Source organism: Eisenbergiella sp. OF01-20, from assembly GCF_003478085.1.
Taxonomy (GTDB): Bacteria; Bacillota; Clostridia; order Lachnospirales; family Lachnospiraceae; genus Eisenbergiella.
On sequence record NZ_QUES01000016.1, the window covers coordinates 13970 to 33558 of the forward strand.

The following is a 19589-nucleotide window of genomic DNA, read 5'->3' on the forward strand; positions in this document are numbered from 1 at the left end:
GAAAAAAGATGAAGTGTAAGAAAGTAATGGCTTTATTGCTGACGACAGCTCTGGCAGCCGGTTTGCTTGCCGGCTGCGGAAACAAGCCCGCGTCGGGAACAAACGGGGACACAAGTGCGGCGGCAGCCGAGAGTCAGACGGCAGGCACGCAAGCGCCTGCAGCCGATGCCGGAAATGGGGAAAACCCCACCATAAGCATCATGTGTATCGATATCTACGGCACCGCACTGGGGAATGAGGGATCGGAGGATGTGCTGAAGGCTGCGGAGGAATATACGGGCATAAATGTGGATTTCAACTGGGTTGCCAATGACTCCTATGGAGATATCCTGGGGGTAACCCTGATGGATAAGGCGAATATGCCCATGGTGATCACCTATGGCAGCGACCTGCAGGCAAACCTTGTACAGGCGGCCAAGGACGGGGCTTTCTGGGATCTGAATGATTTTGTATGGGATAAGGAAAAATACCCGAATCTGTCCCAGATGAATGAAAATGTCGCCAAAGGATTCACGGTGGACGGACAGCTGGTAGGTATCTACCGTTCCAGGCCCATCGGGCGTAACGGACTCGGCTACCGCGCCGACTGGGCGGAGAAGCTGGGACTGGAGGAGCCTGAGACGATTGAGGATATCTACAACATGATGTATCAGTTCACCTACGGGGATCCGGACGGAAACGGTGTGGACGATACCTACGGGCTGTGCCTGTGCAAATATACGGGGCCGCTTGATATTATCCAGGCCTGGTTCGGAGCCGGAAACCAGTGGAGGGAAGTGGACGGCAAGCTGGTCCCGATCCATCAGACCGAAGAATATATGGAAGCCCTGAAATGGATGAAGAAAATGTATGACGACGGCCTTGTATACAGGGATTGGGCGACCCGTGAGACCAATACCTGGACGGACGGCGTGAAGAACGGGGAATGCGGTATGTTCCTGGACGTGTTGGACAATTCCAGGAGAATCTGGGACTATTTTGAGACAGAAGGGATCCCTTCCGTAACTGGAGAAGGTAACGCGAGCATGAAGCTCATCGGCGGCATTGCGGCGGAAGAAGGGGGAGAACCCCGTACGCTGGCGACCTCCGGGGCAGGAGGCTGTCTGCTCATTACCAAGGCAGGGGCAAAGACGGAGCAGGATGTGGAAAACTGTCTGACCTATCTGGATAAAATGTGTGACGACCAGATGAGGGTGCTTGCGGATTACGGCCTGGAAGGCAGAGATCACGAAATTGACGGGGATGGATACCTTGTGGATCTTCTCACAGATAAGGAAATCCAGGAGAAGCCCCAGATCGGCCTGAACCAGTCGGTACCCTATGTGCCGGAAATCCTTCCGAATGCCACCACCCTGAAAAAGAGTGACCGCCAGATCGAAGAGGAAGCCATCAAAGAAGCAAATATCGATATCGCCGTGTTCAACCCGGCCATCGGTTATCTGGTAAGTTCCAAGATTAACGCAGAGGTGGGAACGGATCTGAAGGATATCCTGGACAGGGCAAGGACACAGTATATCTGCGGACAGATCGATGAAAAGGGGCTGCAGGAGCAGTTTAAGGTATGGGAACAGAGAGGCGGCGCGGATCTGATTGCGGAAGTGAATGAATTATACCAGGCGGATACGTCCAAATAATAGGGAAAAATAACGTAACCGGGAATGCACGGTAAATAGTTCAGCCAAATCTGCGCATTTACTGCGCAGACCGTGAGAAAGCGTAGTGGAAACAGGCATGCAGAGTAAGAGGCTGCGGAGGCACGGATAGCCTCCGCAGCCTTTCTAATCAGGCGGAAGGAGCACAAAAATGCGCATTACATTGGAACAGGTAACGGACAGCAGCGTATGCATAACCTGGGAACCGGCCGGGGAAGCCGACCTCTACCGGGTATATTGGGCGGACAGCGCGGGCAGCACGGTAAAATATCGTATCATGGGGGAAACAAAGGACTGCCGCTTTCAGCTGGAGCGGGCCACACATATTCCCCATTTCCTATGGGTGGCTGCCGTAAAGGACGGAAAAGAAACGGAACGTACCGCCGTTGTGCGGACGCCGGTAAAAAAAGTGTTCCGGGAACAGCTGGAGCGGCTGGACAGAGGGCTTGCGGCCGTAAAAACCGAAAACGGGGTATTTGTAAGCTGGCGGCTTTTTCTGGAGGAGGTAAGCGGATATTGCAGCACCGGCATGACAGGAACGGATTTTGCCGTATACCGTAACGGAAAACGGCTGGCAGAGGTGACGGACAGCACCAATTACCTGGACCCGCAGGGGACGCAGAAAGACAGGTACGCAGTGGCCCCCATCCAAAACGGAAAGGAAGGGGAACCCTGCAGGGAGGCGGCTGTCTGGGAAAAAGAATATCTGGATATCCCCCTGCACAAGCCGGAAGGAGGCGTAACCCCGGCGGGAGAGCGTTATGAGTACCATGCCAACGATATGAGCATCGGCGATGTGGACGGAGACGGGGAATATGAATACATCGTAAAATGGGATCCGTCCAACTCCCATGATGTTTCCATAAAGGGGTATACGGGAAAATGCTATCTGGATTGCATAAAGCTGGACGGAAGGCTGCTCTGGCGTCTGGACATGGGGGTGAATATCCGTGCGGGCGCCCACTATACCCAGTTCATGGTATATGATTTCAATGGGGACGGAAAAGCCGAAATGGCGGTCAAGACCGCACCGGGCACCAAAATGATCCGGTATAAGGCAGATGGAACGGTGGAGGCGGAAAGCTATATCACAATGCTTCCGGAGGATATTGACGCAGGTGCGGGGCAGGAGGATACTTATGTTTGCTCGGCGCAGGATTACCGGCAGCATCTGGCGGAGGTTTTCATGCATTGGCAGGAGCACCCGCAGGTAATACAGGGGCAGTGGCCGGGGACGCTGGAGGAATGCTGGACAGGGAAGAATACGGCGCCGGAAAAAAGATACGATTATCCGCTGAACCGGACGGATGCCCTGGAACTGGCCGATTATTTTATCCATGTATACGCGCCGTCCCGAAGCGAAAAAAATGAACTGGATAAATTCGAAGGTTTTATTTACAGCGGGCCGGAATATCTGACCATGTTCGCCGGGGACGGCAGGGAGCTTGAGACTATCCGTTTCCCGGTGGAAAGAGAGGACGACGGGCTTGTCTGGGGCGATTATGCCCTGCCGCGTATCGAACCGTGCAACCGTGTGGATCGTTTCCTTTCCGGGGTGGCTTATCTGGATGGGGAACGCCCTTTTCTGATTATTGCCAGGGGCTATTATACACGGTCCGCTGTAATCGCTTATGATTTTTTTGAAAACCGGTTCCGGGAAAACTTCCGTGCGGACAGTGGTCATGTCCTTATGGATAATCCCTTCCGGGGGGAGGGGATACATGAGCTTGAAGGGACGGATCCCATCTATGCAAGCCTGGCCGGGCAGGGAAACCACAGTCTTTCCGCGGCGGATGTGGACGGTGACGGCTGCATGGAAATCATATACGGCGCCGCGGTGATCGACCATGACGGTTCCCTTTTATACAGCAGCTATGACCGGAGACCGGACGGTGTGCGCGCCAAGCTGGGACACGGGGATGCCATGCATGTGGCGAAGATCGATCCGGATCGAACGGGCTACCAGATATTTAATGTGTTTGAAGGCGGCGCGGCGGTACCCTACGGCTTTGCCCTGCGCGATGCACAGACCGGGGAGGCAATATTTGGGGAATATGCCACGGAGGATTTGGGCCGCTGTATGATCGGTAAAATCGATCCCGGCACAAGAGGGCTTCAGGTATGGGTGAACGAGGTGTTTGACTGTACGGGCAGACGGCTGGAGGTACCGGTTTTGGGAACCAATATGAACATCCGCTGGGCAGGGGATCTGAGTACGCAGATCATTGACCGTGCCCAGTATATCGGCACGGTGCAGCCGGGGGTGATTAACGACAATACCCATGGAGTCCTGCTGGAACCGGAGGATACCATGACGAATAACGGGACAAAGGGGAATCCCTGTCTGGTGGCGGATATTTTCGGGGATTTCCGGGAGGAAATTCTGCTGCGCAGGAACGATGACAGCGCCATCCGTATCTATATGAATACGGAAATCACGGGGCACAAGCTGTTTACGCTGATGCACGATACCATGTACCGCTGCGGGGTGGCCTGGCAGAACAACTGTTACAACCAGCCCTGCTATACAAAATTTTATTATGGCAATGACTGTGATTTCAGAGATGTCCTGCCCTGGCTGGCGGAAGAGGAAGAGGGCTGCGGGCAGGAAAACAGTAAATGAAAAAGGGGGAGCAGGTAATTATGGAAGCAAAACAGATCCATTCTTTTGATATTAAGGCGGCGGGAGGAGGAAAAGGACTCCTGGGGGATATTGACGGGGACGGGCGTATGGAGGTAGTATTTGTACAGGCGGACAGCGGGATTGATGACCGTTTTGTCCCCCACCAGGTCACCTGTGTGACCGCATACCGGCTGACCGGTGAGCTGCTGTGGCAGAAAGGGGACAGCTCGGGCAGGCCGGGGAATTTCGGATCGGATTTCCCGGCACAGATTTATGATATCGACGGGGACGGCTGCCTGGAAATCCTGTGTGTGATGGATAACAGGTTCCTCATCCTGGAAGGAGCAACCGGGGCGGTAAAGGAATCCCATCCCCTCCCTTCGCGGTATGCCCATGACTGTATTATGATTGCCAATCTCAGCGGGAAGGAGAGGCCGGAGGACATCATACTCAAGGATCGGTACCGGCATATGTGGGCCATGAACAGGCGGTTTGAGCTGTTATGGACACATGAGGGGAACCTGGGGCATTTTCCCTGGTGCAGTGATGTGAACGGGGATGGTTATGAGGAAGTGATGGCGGGCTATGACCTGCTGGACCATAACGGAAAGCTGCTTTGGTCCTGCCGGGATTTGGAGGATCATGCGGACTGTCTCTGGGTGGGGGATGTGAATGGGGACGGAAAGCCGGAAATTGCCGTGGGGGGCAGCGTAACCTGTCTCTACAGTGCGCAGGGAGAAGAGCTGTGGCGGTATGAGGGTTCCGTGGAATCCCAGCATATCGCTCTGGGAAAATTCCTGCCCGGACTGCCGGGCCTGCAGGTGGCCGGACTGGACCGGATCCGCAGGGGAGACGGCTATAAGGGGCAGTGGGACGGAAAAGATGGTATGTTTTTACTGGATGGTAACGGACGGGAGCTTTGGAAAGAGGATCGGAAAACCAAGGGCTGGCTGACCATTGTGGATTCCCTTTCCAATTGGAACGGCGAAGGAAGGGACTATATTCTGGCTTACCGGCGGGGAGGCGGGGTGATGCCTGCCCTGTATGACGGCATGGGAAATACGGCGGTATCCTTCCCGGCGGACGGCTATGTCCTTCACGGGGATCTGTTCGGAAGGAATAAAGAGGATGTGATCGTTTACTCCAAAGAAACGGCCCGGATATTCAGCGGGACGCAGACAGACCTGGGGGAAGCGCCTTCCGGGCGTCCCCTGCCCCAGGGGAAAAGGCTTTTTATGTCCACGCTGTATCCCGGGGGAGAACGCTGAAGCAGGCGTGCAACTAAACTTATAAAAGGAAAGGAAGAGGTAACTATGAAGGGAATGAATAGTTACGGGAGAGAGGAATATGGCAGCAGGAAGAATCATCAAAAACAAGTTTCATGAATTTACGGACGAATGGACGGGGACGAGGGTTACACGCCTTACGGAACCGGATCATGTGAGCCACCATATGTATTTTTATAACCGCTGTACCACCGCCGACGGCTCCCGGCTTTTATACTGTGCGCAGACGGAGGGGGAACGCCAGCTGTATCTCATGGATCTGCATACGGGAGATGCGGTGCAGCTTACGGAGGGCGACGGGCTGGACGACTACGGCGGCCTGATTTCCGCGGAGGATACCCATATTTTTTACCAGCAAAAGGGCGGTATCTGGAAGCTGTGCCTGGAAACACTGGAAAAGGAATGTGTGTATTCGATTCCGGAAGGATGGAACGGCGGAAATTGGGGGATGAGCCAGGATAACCGCTATCTGGCCATAGTGGAAACGCTGCGCTCTTCCCTGCCGGAACAGAAAAAAGGGGGAAACTGGGATTTCTTCGCCCTGACCTGCAAGGCAAAACCTCATTGCCGGATTGTGTATGTGGATTTGCAGACCGGCAGCAGCCATACGGTGCTGGAGGACGACTGTTGGTTCGGGCATGCCCAGATCCGCCCCGGCGATCCCGATACCATCCTGTTCTGCCATGAAGGACCCTTTGACCTGATTGATGCCAGACTGTGGCTGGTACAGAGCGACGGAAGCAATTACCGCTGCTGCCGGGAACAGCCGTCGGATCTGATCCTGACCCATGAATTCTGGCTTCCCGATGGTTCAAAGCTGGCATTTGTCTACCGGGAGACGACCGGCAGAAAGGTGGAAAATATCCGTATGATCAATCCGGATACCATGGAGGAGGAAATCTTCATGGCCTGTTCCCCCTATGCCCATTTTATCTGTGACAAGCAGAACCGTTACATGGTGGGAGATGCCCAGGGGAGCGACGTCCCCATCCATATGCTCAAAGATACGGACGAAACGCAGGGCGGGGAAACAACGGATGCCAGTCCATCCTCATGTGAAGTCAAAAATGATTTCATTTACCTTGTGGATGTGGAAAAGAGAGAAGAGCGCAGGCTGTGTTACCATGGAACCTCCTGGCGGGCGATCCACGGAAATCCCCAGGATTCCCATCCTCATCCCTGCTTTACGGAGGACAACAGGCATGTTATATTTGTATCAGACAGGGAAGGTAAGCCCTGTATTTACAGAGTGGATTTGGAACAGTTCAAAGCGTAGAAAGCCGTGCGGGTAAAGGCTGGGGCATCGCCCGGAAACCGCCGGAGAAAGAGGTCAGGATGAAGAATTGTGTGGTTACCGGCGGGGCCAGGGGAATCGGAAAAGAAATCGTAACAATGTTTGCGGCGGCGGGCTGCAGAGTGGTTTTTATCGACAGGGACAGGGAGGCCGCGCTGCGGACGCAGGAGGAGCTGCAGGCGGAAAACCGGAATGTACAGGCCTTTGTGGGTGATATCGGAAACGAAGCGGATGTAAAAGAATTTGCAGATTATGTTATAGAAAAATGCGGAAAGGTGAATGCTTTGATCAATAACGCCTGTATCAGTGCGGGAGGCCTGCTTTCCGGCTGTACCGGAGAAGCGTTTACCTATGTGCTCCGGGTGGGGGTGACGGCTCCCTATCTGCTCACCCTGTATCTGAAGGAGCACTTTGCCCCGCACGCATCCATTGTGAATATTTCTTCCACCAGGGCTTTTATGTCCCAGAAGGATACGGAAAGTTATACTGCCGCAAAAGGGGGGATTACGGCGCTGACCCATGCCCTGGCGGTAAGCCTGTCGGGTAAGGTGAGAGTGAATGCCATTGCCCCCGGATGGATTGATACATGGGAGTCCCATGACCTGCCGGAACCGGAATATGCATGGCAGGATATGGCGCAGCATCCCTCCGGCAGGGTGGGCACGCCGGCGGATATAGCCCGGGCGGTTCTGTTTTTATGTGACGATAAAAATGATTTTATCAATGGGGAAACCATTCGTATAGACGGCGGAATGAGCCGCCTGATGGTCTACCATGATGACTGCGGCTGGAAATACGAAGGCGGTTTGGGATAGGTGAAAACAAAATAAAGTTTATTGGAAAATAAATTCTCTTGTGATATGATGAATCTGCGGCGCCATTTTCCCATGAATTGTCCCTGCGGCTTCACAGGCACGGGCGATGCAGGTACAGATGGGAGTAAAACAAGAAGCGGAGAGTGGATTATGGTAAGAAGATATATTACGGAGAATAATATCCTTCGCGAGATTGATGATTTCAGGCCGGGAAGCTGGGTGAATCTGGTGAACCCCACCCTGGAGGAAGGAACCCTGGTTGCCGAGGAATATCAGGTGGATATCGCTGACATCAGGGCGGCCCTGGATGATGAGGAAAGTTCCCGTGTGGATGTGAGCAATGATTACACCCTGATTCTGTTCGACATCCCTTCCATAGAATTCCGTCATAAAAGAGAAGCCTATACGACAATCCCCCTGGGGCTTATTTTTGTTGCGGATACCCTGATTTCCGTGTGCGGGGAGGAAACCCCCGTCCTGAAGTATTTTACGGATAATGCGGTTAAGGAGTTCAGCACCAAAAAACAAATCCGTTTTATTTATCAGATTATCCTGCGCACCTGTATGCTGTACCAGTCCTATCTGCGTATCGTGGACCGCAGGCGCAAGGAGATTGAGGAGCATATCGGCGGGGATACGGAGGATGTGGATCTCATCGACCTTCACGAGCTGGAATCCAACCTCGTATATTTCGACACCTCCCTGCGGGCTAATAAAATGGTTCTGGAGCGGCTGGTCCGCTACAGCAAAATAAAGAAATACCCGGAGGATCAGGAGCTTTTGGAGGATGTGGTGGTAGAGAACCAGCAGGCTATCGAGATGACCCAGATATACCGGGATATCATCAAGGGTACGAGAGAGCTGCTCTCCTCTGTCATTGACAACCGGCTCAATACGGCGATGAAATACCTGGCATCCATCACGATTGTTATGGCTATTCCCACGATAATTTCCGGAATCTACGGGATGAATGTGGATGAAAAATGGATGCCGCTGGCAGATACACCCTTTGGTTTCGGGATTATCTGCCTGCTTACCCTGCTATTGTGCATCCTGGTAATACGGATCCTGCGGAAACGGAAAATGCTTTAGTGAAAGGAATGAAAATATTAACTGCCGGGCGGAGAAGATACCCTTCGTCCCGGCCGTTTTTTATATCCGGGCCGGGGGACGCCAAACTTTTTTATCTACACCCAATGGCTATTTTAGGATTGACATATATAGATTCCCGATATATATTATATATAGATGATCGATATAAGGAGGGATTAAAATGTCAGTGGATAAAACACTGTTATCAGGCAGTACATCAATGCTTTTGTTAAAACTGCTGGAAGAGAAAGATTTATATGGGTATGAAATGATAGAAGCTCTTCGTGCACGTTCCAATAATGTTTTCGAATTAAAGGCAGGAACCTTGTATCCTCTGCTGCATGCCCTGGAAGAAAAGAGCTTTTTGACAAGCTACGAAAAAGAAATCGGCGGCAAAACACGAAAATATTATTCCATTACGGATGCCGGGAAAAAGCATTTAAACCAAAAAAAGAAGGAATGGAATGAGTATTCCCAGGCTGTTGCGGGAATTCTCACTCTTTCGGCGGAGGGCGTGTGATGGATAAAAGGCAGTTTCTTGAAACAGTTACGGAGCAGATTCGATACGGAAAAGTGAGGGAAATGATTTCTGATGAATTAGAAAATCATATTGAAGATCAAAAAGAAGCATTTATGTCTGATGGAATAAGTGAAGCACAATCCTATCAAAAAGCAATGGAAGACATGGGGGACCCCGTTGAAGTCGGCATTTCTTTGGATCGTATACATAGACCGAAAATGGAATGGAAAATGATTTTGCTGGTATTGGGTTTAAGCGTTTTGGGGTTGTTTTTCCAATATGTAATGATAAAGGATATGGGGGCTGAAACATATCCATATAATATCAACTCCCAATGTGTGAATATGGTAATTGGGCTGGCAGTCATGATGTTTTTCTGCTTTTTTGATTATACAAGAATAGGCTTATGGGGAAAGGCAGGAGCCGCAGCATTGCTGCTGATTCTATTATACAGTTATTTTGGCGGCGTGACAATAAATGGACAGCGGGGCTATCTGCGTGTAGGGGGCATATCCGTCAGTCTGCGTCAATTAATATATCTGTATATTCCTTTTTATGGAGGAATTTTATTTTCCTGCAAAAATCAGGGAAGGAAGGGATTTATCAAAAGTATTGTGTGGGGTTTGCTTCCTGCCATGCTCATTCTGAAACTGCCCGACTTATCCACAGCAGGTTCATTGATGATAATTTTGATGATTCAAATTTGTTTCGTTACCAAAAAGGGATGGTTTGGCGAATGGAAGAAAAAAATGATAATTGTTGTTTCATCCGTGATTGGGCTGCCGGCCTTATATTATTTTTTGTTTGGCACAGAATATCAGAAAGCCCGTTTGTTTTCTGTTTTTAATGCAGCAGGAGAAGGTAATTATCAGATGAATACGGCAAGAAACCTGATAAGCGGCAGCAAATGGATCGGTGAAGGAGCTGTAAATCCCAATGGTATCCTTCCGACAATAACAAGTAATTATATTGTGACATTTGTCATGTATTATTATGGAATATTGGCTGTAATTATGCTGTTGGCAGTATTGGGATTTTTTATTTTCAAAATCTTTAAGATCAGTGTTCATCAAAAAAACCAGCTTGGAACGGTGATCGGAGTCGGATGCAGTCTGGTATTTGCGGTACAGATTGTTATTTATGTAATGGTAAATCTCACTATTTTTCCTACGACTGCGGTATTCCTTCCGCTGTTTACATATGGTGGAACCGGTACTATCGTTTCTTATGCTTTAATCGGAATTTTACTCAGCATCTACCGATACCAGAATGTGCTGCCGCAGGGCTTAAAGGGCCATTTGACGCCAGCGAAGTTGAGCAGGATTCTTATAAACAAAAAAATCTTTGACTGATAAGGATTTAGTGATATAATAAATTTCAATGGATTAAATCAGTAAAGTTTATAACGAAGGAGTGAGCTGCGATGGAAAAGAAAAATATTGATTGGGCCAATCTCGGGTTCGGTTATCGCGTGACTGACGTACGTTACGTTTCCAATTACAGAAATGATGCATGGGATGAAGGGGTATTGACGGAGGACGCCACGATCCAGCTGAATGAATGTGCGGGAATCCTGCAGTACTGCCAGGAAATCTTTGAAGGATTGAAGGCGTATACCACAGAAGACGGCCGTATTGTCACTTTCCGCCCAGACCTGAATGCCGAACGTATGGCAGACAGTGCAAGACGTCTGGAAATGCCCCCTTTCCCCAAGGAAAGATTTCTGGATGCCATCGATAAGGTCGTAACAGCCAACGCAGCATGGGTTCCCCCTTATGGAAGCGGAGCCACTCTTTATATCCGTCCTTATATGTTCGCAAGCTCACCGGTTATCGGGGTTAAGCCTGCGGAGGAATATCAGTTCCGCGTATTTGTTACACCGGTAGGCCCTTATTTTAAGGGAGGCGCAAAGCCTTTAACTCTGTGTGTAAGTGATTTTGACAGAGCCGCGCCCCATGGTACCGGCCATATCAAGGCAGGCCTGAATTATGCCATGAGTTTACATGCAGGAGTAACCGCTCATGCCAACGGATTTGATGAAAATCTGTTCCTGGATCCTGCTACAAGAACCTATGTAGAGGAAACGGGCGGAGCCAACTTTCTGTTTGTAGACAAGAACGGGACGATCATCACTCCCAAATCCGACAGTATTCTTCCTTCCATAACAAGACGTTCCCTTGTAACGGTGGCAAGAGATATCTTAGGGTTAGAGGTACAGGAACGACCTGTGAAGCTGGAAGAACTGAAAGACTTTGCAGAATGCGGTCTCTGCGGTACGGCAGCTGTTATCAGCCCTGTAGGAAAAGTTGTGGATCACGGCAGGGATATCTGTTTTGCCAGCGGTATGGAAGAGATGGGGCCGGTTATCAAGAAGCTGTATGATACCCTCACAGGAATTCAGATGGGAAGAGTTGATGGACCGGAAGGCTGGGTAAGAACTATTCTGTAACATAATTCGATTCCTTGCTGCACTGGATGCAGCCGCGTTTGACGTGTAGTCTGCGGAAATATATGATACGCGCCTTCCAACTCCGGAGGCGCGTATTTTATATGTAAGCTGTTTCGATTTTTATTCGGAATATGCCCCCGGATATGTTATACTGACTTAGAGCGTGTTTGAAAAACAATGCTGAAAAAGGAGAAATACAGGAATGGCAAAATGGACTGTTGCAGCAATAAAGGAAGCCTATCCTTATTTATATGAAACACATCTTCATACCTCCCAGGGCAGTCTCTGCGGCAGGGCGGAGGGACGACAGATGGCGGATGCCTGCAAAAAGGCGGGTTATACGGGTATCTTTGTGACAGATCACAATTGGGGAGGAAATACGGCGGCGGATCGGTCGCTTCCCTGGGAAACATGGGTGTCGGAATTTGCAAAAGGATACCTGGATGCAAAGGCGGAAGGGGACCGGATTGGCCTGGATGTTTTCTTTGGCTGGGAGGCCGGCTTTCAGGGGACGGAGTTCCTTATTTTTGGCCTGTCCCCGGAATGGCTGGCTGCCCATCCGGAAATCCGGGAAGCGCAAGTTGAGGAGCAGTACCGTCTTGTAAAAGCAGACGGCGGTATGGTAATCCATGCCCACCCCTTCCGTGAGGAAGCGTACATTCCCGAAATCAGGCTTTTCCCCGCATTCGTGGATGGGGTTGAGGGAATGAATGCGACACATACGAGTCCTCTGAGCGTATCCCACAAGAGTACGGTTTATGACGGGCAGGCCCGGGTTTATGCAAAGGAACATAAGCTGGTGATGACGGCGGGATCAGATGTACACAGTACCGCTGTTTTCGGGGGCGGTACCGCTTTTGCGGGGAAGCTGTCGGACAGCAGGGATTTTATACGGGCAATTCAGGGCGGTGAAGAGTATGTGCTGACGGACGGAGTGAGCTGGTACTCCAGAGACGGGGAGCTGCTGTGCACTGCTGCGCAGGAGGGAGAAGAAGAGGAATGAAGCTGATACACACAGGGGATCTCCATATTGGAAAAACGATGAATGATTTTTCCCTGATACCGGATCAGCGTTTTATTCTGGATCAACTGCTGACGACGGCGAGGGAAGAAAAAGCGGACGCCTTTGTCATTGCGGGCGATGTGTATGATCGGGCGGTGCCTCCGGGAGAGGCGGTGCAGCTTCTTGACGGTTTCCTGACTTCCCTGCTGGAGGAAGGGATTCCCGTGCTTTTAATCAGCGGCAATCATGATTCCCCGGAACGGCTTGGTTTCGGGGAAGAAATCCTGCAGAAGCAGGGGCTGTATATCGCGGGAACCTACCGCAGCCCGTTAAAAAAAGTGACGCTGCAGGATGCCTTCGGGCCGGTACATTTTTTTCTGTTTCCTTTTGTCCGCCCTGCCGTGGCAGGAGCCAGGACGGCGGATGAAGCGGTGGGAGCGGTATTGGAAGCGGAAAAGAAAGCTGGCAGAATTGATCCCGGGGAACGGAACGTGCTGATCAGCCACTTTTTTGTGACCTGTCAGGATAAGGAGCCGGAGCTTTCCGATGCGGAAACTACGATTCATGTGGGGGGGATCGATAACGTGGACGCCGGGCGTTTTGCTCCTTTTGACTACGTCGCTTTGGGACATATACATAAACCCCAGAAGATAGGGCCGGAAAATGTATGGTATGCAGGAGCACCTCTGGCTTTCAGCTTTTCTGAATGTACCCATGTGAAAAGCATAAATGTTGTGGAGCTGGGAGCAAAGGGAGAAGTAACCGTGAACCGGCGCCCGGTGGTTTCGCTGCATGCCCTCCGGAAAGTGGAGGGAACGCTGGAAGAACTGCTTGAAAAAGGCGTTGGGGAAGGCAGCCGGGCGGAGGATTATATCCAGGCGATCCTGACAAATGAAGAGGAGCTGGTGGACCCAATCGGCACACTGCGCAGCGTCTACCCGAATATCTGCCAGATCGTACTCGCTAAAAAGGAAAAAGAAGCGAGGCAGACGGTGAAGGGGCGGCACGCCATACGCCGGAAAAGTACGGCGGAACTGTTTGCGGATTTTTACGGTCTGGTGCGGGGAACCGAAATGGATGAAGCCCGGAAAAAGGTGACGGAAGAAACGGTGAAAAAGGTGGAACGGGAATGAAACCAATAACGTTGACATTATGCGGCTGGGGGCCCTTCCGGGACAAGCAGACCGTTGATTTTACGGAAGTGTCGGAAAAAGGAATCTTTCTGATAACCGGCCGGACAGGTGCAGGGAAAACCACAATTTTTGATGGGCTGACCTATGCCCTGTACGGCAGCATGAGCGGGGAGATCCGGGAGAAAAACAGCGTGCGGAGCGATTTTGCGGATGCGGATACCCCCACCTATGCAGAGCTTACTATGGTACATAACGGCCTTATGTATCAGATATACCGGAATCCGGAATACCTGCGTCCCAAGAGACGTAAAAAAGGGGGGCAGGCCATGACGAAGGAGCGGGAAAAAGCGGTTCTGACACTTCCGGACGGCTCCGTTATGGAAGGCAGCGGAGAAGTAACGCGGAAAATCCAGGAAATACTGCGTCTGGATTACCGGCAGTTCAAGCAGATTTCCATGATAGCCCAGGGGGAATTCGCACGGCTTCTTACCGCATCGCCGGGAGAAAAAACCAGGATTTTCCGGGAAATTTTCGATACCGCCCTCTATGACCGGTTTGCTGCGGTGCTCCGGGAGGAGGCCGGCACCTTATATAAAGAGGTTATGGAATACAGACATCGTATGGATGAGGATGTCCGTCAGTTCCATACGGAGGACGAAATATGGAAGGAGCTTACCTCCGGGGAAGCTTATCCCTATGAACAGCTTATGGACAGGCTGCAAGTGCTGGAAAAAGACTGCCGCAGGGAAGAAAAAGACGCGTCCCGGCGGATAGAAAAGCTGGATCAGGAAATTGTGGAGCTTGAAAAAAGAATCCAGCAGGCCGAAGCGGATCGGAAAGCATTCCAAAAGCTGAGGGAAACGAAGGAAAAGCTTGCGGCTCTTAAAGGCCAGGCCGGGGATATGGCATTAAAGGAAGAGCGGCTGAAACGGGGGGAGCATGCAGCCGAAATCCGGGCGGAATACCAACAGGTAAATGGAGTGGAAAAACAGCTTCGTGCGTTGGAAAAACAGGAAAAAGAAGAAGAAGGGGCGATTGGAAAGGAAGCTGCTCTTGTTCAGGAATGCAGCGGCATCTATGAAAAAAGGGATCTTCTGTTTGCCTTTTATGATATCAGCCAGTCTCTTGGGGAATTGGAAAAAAGAAAGGCAGCAGGGCTGGGCAGACAGAAACAGCTGGAAAAAAAGCTTCTTCTGCATCAACAGTATTATCTGGAACAGGAGAAATGGACTGCAGACAGACAGCATGAGCTGACGGAAGCCCAAAACCGTTACCGCCGTGCTGTTATCGGACTTGCGGCCCGGCTGGTGGAAGAAGGAAAGCCCTGCCCGGTCTGCGGTTCGCGGGAGCATCCTCACGTGGCAGGCGCCGGTGAGGATGTGCCGGATGAAGAACAGCTGAAACGGCTTCAGGAGGCTTATGATCAGAGTGCGGCCAGACTTACCGTCCTTCACGGGCAGGCGGCGGCAGCCAGGGCGGAAGCGGAGGGACAGGCGGAACAGAACCGCCAGCTGGCCGATGAGGAAAATGCCCTGCTGGCCAGGAAGGGAGAATTTTCGGAAGAACTCGTTTCTTTTGCTTCTCTTCATACCAGAGAGGAAATCCGGGAACAGGCGGAACGCTATACCGGTCTGATCAAAGGCCTTGAGGTGCGCAGACAGAACAAAGAACGCCTGTCCGCGGATAAAGCCAGGCTGGAGAAAGAGCTTGCAGCGGCCAGGGAAAGCTGGGAAAAAGCTTTGAAAAAAGGCGGTTTTACAGGGCCGGAAGCCTATCGGGAGGCCGTCCTGGAGGAAGCGGACAGAAAAGTCCTTTCGGATGCAATAGCCCGATACAGGCTGGAACTTGGTTCCACGGCTGAATTATGCTCACACATGGAAGCGGAACTGGAGGGAAAAGAAGAAACGGATACCGCCCCTTTCCTGGAAAAAAGAAACCGCCTTCTGGAGGAAAAGAAAGGGGAAGAAAGCATGCGCACGCGATGGAGTATCGGCGCGTCCGATGCGGCCCGCACCTATGGCCTTCTCCGGGAAAAGAAAAAAATTAGGGAAAAGAAAGAAAAAGACTATGGAATCATCCGGGATCTGGACAATATGGCTTCCGGCAACAATGCAAAGAAACTGGTATTTGAGCAGTATGTACTTTCCGGTTATTTTGAGGATATCCTGGAAGCCGCAAACCTGCGGCTCCGCCGTATGACCGGCGGCAGATATGAGCTTTCCAGAGTGGAAGAGGCCGGGGACGGCCGCAGCAAGGACAGCCTGGAAATCCGTGTCATGGACTACTATACCGGAAAATATCGTTCCGTAAAGACCCTTTCCGGAGGGGAAAGCTTCAAAGCTTCCCTGGCCCTGGCCCTGGGGATGAGCGATGTGATTCAGGCCGAAAGCGGAGGGATCCGTGTGGAAGCCCTGTTCATCGATGAGGGCTTCGGCGCCCTGGATGCGGAATCCTTGGATCAGGCATGTTCAGCCCTGATGGGCCTTGTGGAGAGCGACCGTATGATAGGAATTATCTCCCATGTGCCGGAGCTTCAGGAGCGGATAAGCAGCCAGATTTATGTGGAAAAAAAGAATACCGGAAGCCATATACGGTAACGACCCGCGGTTTTTGGCGTGAATTGACTTTATCCTCAAAAATAGGTATAATGAACCCGGCAAATGCAGTGCTCCGGCTAAGAGGGAACCGGGGCGGAACAGGGGGTTTTTATGGAATTAAAATACGACGTGATTATAATCGGTGCAGGGCCGGGAGGCATTTTCTGCGCATACGAGCTGATGGAAAAGAAGAAGGATCTGAAGGTGCTTATGGTGGAAAAAGGCCGCCCCATTGAGAAGCGGACCTGCCCCAAAAGAAAAACAAAGGTATGTGTGGGCTGCAAGCCCTGTTCCATTACGACCGGATTTGCAGGAGCGGGGGCTTTTTCCGACGGGAAGCTTTCCCTTTCCCCGGACGTGGGCGGAAACCTGCCTGAAATCCTCGGCTATGAACAGACAAAAGAACTGATTCAGGAATCGGATGCTATCTATTTGAAATACGGAGCGGATACCCAGGTATACGGTATGGATAAAGAAAAGGAAATCCGTGAGATCCGCCGGGAAGCTATTAATGCCAACCTGAAGCTGGTGGAATGCCCTATAAGGCATCTGGGAACAGAGGAAGGCTATAAGATTTATTCCCGTCTGCAGGATGCGCTGGCGGAAAAAGGTGTGGAAATGCTCTTTAACACCATGGTGGAAGAGATCCTGGTGGAGGACGGCCGTGCCGCAGGGATTGTCACGGACAAGGGAGACACCTATCTGGCGGATGAAATCGTATCCGCGGTGGGCCGGGAAGGGGCGGACTGGTTCAAGGACAAATGCGCCCAGATCGGCATTGACACCACGCCCGGTACGGTGGATATAGGCGTCCGTGTGGAAGTGCGGGATGAAGTGATGCAGTTTCTGAATGAAAACCTGTACGAAGCGAAGCTGATTTTCTATACCCCCACATTTGACGACAAGGTGCGTACCTTCTGTACCAATCCTTCCGGAGAGGTAGCTGCGGAATATTACGAGGGCGGCCTGGCTGTGGTAAACGGCCATGCATACAAGTCCCAGGATTATAAAACAAGCAATACGAATTTCGCTTTATTGGTATCCAAGAATTTTACAAAGCCCTTCAGCACCCCTATCGAATACGGACGCAAAATTGCGGAGCTTTCCAATATGCTCTGCGGCGGCAGAATTCTGGTACAGACCTTCGGTGATTTCAAAAGGGGAAGAAGGACCACGGAGGAAAGGCTCTGCAGGAACAATCTGATCCCTACGCTCAAAGATGCGGTTCCGGGTGATCTGTCCCTGGTGTTCCCGCACCGGATTATGGTGGATATTGCGGAAATGATAGAGGCGCTGGATAAGGTAACCCCCGGTATCGCCAGCGATGAAACCCTGCTTTACGGGGTGGAGGTAAAGTTTTATTCCAATAAAGTGGTGGTGGATAAGGATTTTGAAACCAGCATCAGAGGGCTTCGCGCTATCGGCGACGGCGCAGGCGTAACCAGAGGCCTGCAGCAGGCTTCGGCCAACGGCATCAGCGTGGCAAGAAGTATTTTACGGAGTATGGGAAGTAAAGGATGAAGAGTGGGAAAATAACGGATGCCGTGTTTCGGAAGGCATCCTTATGGGCAAAACTGGCAGGCTGCCTGCTTGCCTTCGGTCTGCTGCTGTCCTTAAGCGGCTGCAGCGCAGAAGAACCGGTGAAGCTGGTGCTTACCACCGGCTTCTATCATAATGAAATATTCCGTCTGGAGGATGCTTCCTGTACCCTTCCGGAGCTTATGGTGTACCTGACCACGGAGCAGAATACCTATGAAGCCGTGTACGGCGCACAGATCTGGGAGGTCAGGGAGGGGGAGGAGACCCTGTCCGATAAGCTCAAGAGCAAGGTGCTTGCGGAAATTTCCCAAATCAAGGCGATGACTCTTCTGGCGGATCGGAGGGGAATCCAGCTGACCCCCCAGGAGGAGGAAACGGTGGCTGAGGCGGCGGCGGATTATTTTTCTTCCCTGAATGACCGGGAAATAGAGGCGATGGGAGTGAACCGGCAGCTGATCGGGGCGATGTACCGGGATTATGCCCTGGCGGATAAGGTGTACCGCCAGATAATCAGCGACATCAATCCGGAAATCAGCGATGACGAGGCCAGAACCATAACTGTCCAGCATATCCTGATAAAGACGGTAACGGAAAATGCGGACGGAACGGTTTCTCCGTATTCGGAGGAGGAAAAGGCCAGATGCTACCGGAGAGCCCAGGAGGTGTTGCGCGCTGCCAGAGAAGGGGAGGCATTTGAAGCCCTGATTGAGAAGTACAGCGATGATTCCCAGGGGACCCTGTCCTTTGGCAAGGGCGAGCAGGAACAGGCTTTTGCGGGCGCTGCGTTCGAGCTTGGCAATGATGAAATCAGCGGCATAATAGAAACCTCCAGAGGCTATGAAATCATCAAATGTATCAGCACCTTTAACCGGGAAGAAACCGACCGGAATAAGCTGAAAATAGTGGAGAAGCGTAAGGATGAGGTGTTCGGGCAGGAATATGACAGTTTTGTGAATTCCCTGGCGAAGAACCTGAACGAGCCTTTGTGGGACTCCGTGGAGCTGATCCATGATGAAGAGGTAACCACAAACCGGTTTTTTGCTGTTTATAAAGAATATTTCGGACAGCAGTAAAGGAGGATATCTATGAAAACCTTTGAATATATCGTGGAAAGCCTGGATGGGGATTATGCGAATTTAAGGCGGACGGATGAGGAAAGCGGGGAATGTAAGCTGGTAGCAAGGGCGCTTCTTCCGTCGGAAACAGGGGAAGGCACCCGGCTGAAATACGAACTTCTCCAGTACCGGATTATGGAGTGAACCAAATATTTGTGGAATAGTGATTTTATAACTCAAACTTCGCAGTTGCTGAATGGCCTTCCGCCGGCTGTCTGCATGGCGTTGCCGGGACTGAAAAGGATTTTCGCAGGTCCGTCAGCCTAAACATTCCGATGAGCCCAGGGGCGTCAAGTGTGTCAGATGAGGCTGACACACTTGACTGGTCTCATCTCCATAGACTGAAACGTACCTTCGAAAATTCCTTTTCAGTCCCGGCAACGCCATGCAGACAGCCGGCGGAAGGCCATTCAGCAACTGCGAAGTTTGAATTTATAAAAAATTTAGAAATGGGAAATGCCCGGTTATTCA

The 19589-nt window shown here is 51.4% G+C and carries 15 protein-coding genes; all 15 read left to right on the forward strand.

Features of this window, described 5'->3' with window-relative positions; translation table 11 throughout:
- The first annotated feature begins 8 nt into the window (after positions 1 to 8).
- Complete coding sequence (locus tag DXA36_RS17985) at positions 9 to 1634, forward strand: extracellular solute-binding protein (RefSeq protein WP_118680870.1); 1626 nt, start codon at positions 9 to 11, stop codon at positions 1632 to 1634.
- 169 nt (positions 1635 to 1803) lie between these two features.
- Positions 1804 to 4275: a rhamnogalacturonan lyase gene (locus DXA36_RS17990; RefSeq protein WP_118680871.1), complete on the forward strand. Its 2472-nt coding sequence runs from the start codon at positions 1804 to 1806 to the stop codon at positions 4273 to 4275.
- Positions 4272 to 5543 (forward strand): FG-GAP-like repeat-containing protein, encoded by a 1272-nt coding sequence (locus DXA36_RS17995; protein WP_243114680.1) that lies wholly within the window; start codon positions 4272 to 4274, stop codon positions 5541 to 5543. Before DXA36_RS17990 ends, DXA36_RS17995 begins: the two co-directional genes overlap by 4 nt.
- 79 nt (positions 5544 to 5622) lie before the next feature.
- Positions 5623 to 6837, forward strand: a complete 1215-nt coding sequence (locus tag DXA36_RS18000; protein ID WP_118680872.1) for an oligogalacturonate lyase family protein — start codon at positions 5623 to 5625, stop codon at positions 6835 to 6837.
- A 59-nt stretch (positions 6838 to 6896) separates the two neighbouring features.
- Positions 6897 to 7670, forward strand: a complete 774-nt coding sequence (locus tag DXA36_RS18005; protein WP_118680873.1) for an SDR family oxidoreductase — start codon at positions 6897 to 6899, stop codon at positions 7668 to 7670.
- 150 nt (positions 7671 to 7820) lie between these two features.
- The gene (locus DXA36_RS18010) at positions 7821 to 8762 is read left to right on the forward strand and encodes a magnesium transporter CorA family protein (protein WP_118680955.1); all 942 of its coding nucleotides are present in this window, start codon (positions 7821 to 7823) and stop codon (positions 8760 to 8762) included.
- Between the two features lie 181 nt (positions 8763 to 8943).
- A complete protein-coding gene (locus DXA36_RS18015; protein ID WP_118680874.1) occupies positions 8944 to 9282 on the forward strand; it encodes a PadR family transcriptional regulator in 339 nt (112 codons plus the stop codon).
- The gene (locus tag DXA36_RS18020; RefSeq protein WP_118680875.1) at positions 9282 to 10634 is read left to right on the forward strand and encodes an FtsW/RodA/SpoVE family cell cycle protein; all 1353 of its coding nucleotides are present in this window, start codon (positions 9282 to 9284) and stop codon (positions 10632 to 10634) included. Before DXA36_RS18015 ends, DXA36_RS18020 begins: the two co-directional genes overlap by 1 nt.
- Positions 10635 to 10705: 71 nt before the next feature.
- Complete coding sequence (locus DXA36_RS18025; protein WP_118680876.1) at positions 10706 to 11731, forward strand: branched-chain amino acid aminotransferase; 1026 nt, start codon at positions 10706 to 10708, stop codon at positions 11729 to 11731.
- Positions 11732 to 11933: 202 nt separating this feature from the next.
- Positions 11934 to 12734: a PHP domain-containing protein gene (locus DXA36_RS18030; RefSeq protein WP_118680877.1), complete on the forward strand. Its 801-nt coding sequence runs from the start codon at positions 11934 to 11936 to the stop codon at positions 12732 to 12734.
- Positions 12731 to 13867 carry an exonuclease SbcCD subunit D gene (locus DXA36_RS18035; RefSeq protein ID WP_118680878.1) on the forward strand — a complete coding sequence of 379 codons (1137 nt, stop codon included), beginning with the start codon at positions 12731 to 12733 and terminating at the stop codon, positions 13865 to 13867. Before DXA36_RS18030 ends, DXA36_RS18035 begins: the two co-directional genes overlap by 4 nt.
- Positions 13864 to 16464 (forward strand): AAA family ATPase, encoded by a 2601-nt coding sequence (locus DXA36_RS18040; RefSeq protein ID WP_118680879.1) that lies wholly within the window; start codon positions 13864 to 13866, stop codon positions 16462 to 16464. The genes DXA36_RS18035 and DXA36_RS18040 overlap by 4 nt, the downstream gene beginning before the upstream one ends.
- A 111-nt stretch (positions 16465 to 16575) precedes the next feature.
- Complete coding sequence (locus DXA36_RS18045) at positions 16576 to 17985, forward strand: NAD(P)/FAD-dependent oxidoreductase (RefSeq protein WP_118680880.1); 1410 nt, start codon at positions 16576 to 16578, stop codon at positions 17983 to 17985.
- Complete coding sequence (locus tag DXA36_RS18050) at positions 17982 to 19076, forward strand: peptidylprolyl isomerase (protein ID WP_118680881.1); 1095 nt, start codon at positions 17982 to 17984, stop codon at positions 19074 to 19076. Before DXA36_RS18045 ends, DXA36_RS18050 begins: the two co-directional genes overlap by 4 nt.
- A 12-nt stretch (positions 19077 to 19088) precedes the next feature.
- Positions 19089 to 19262 carry a chorismate--pyruvate lyase gene (locus tag DXA36_RS18055; protein ID WP_118680882.1) on the forward strand — a complete coding sequence of 58 codons (174 nt, stop codon included), beginning with the start codon at positions 19089 to 19091 and terminating at the stop codon, positions 19260 to 19262.
- The last annotated feature ends 327 nt before the right edge of the window (positions 19263 to 19589 follow it).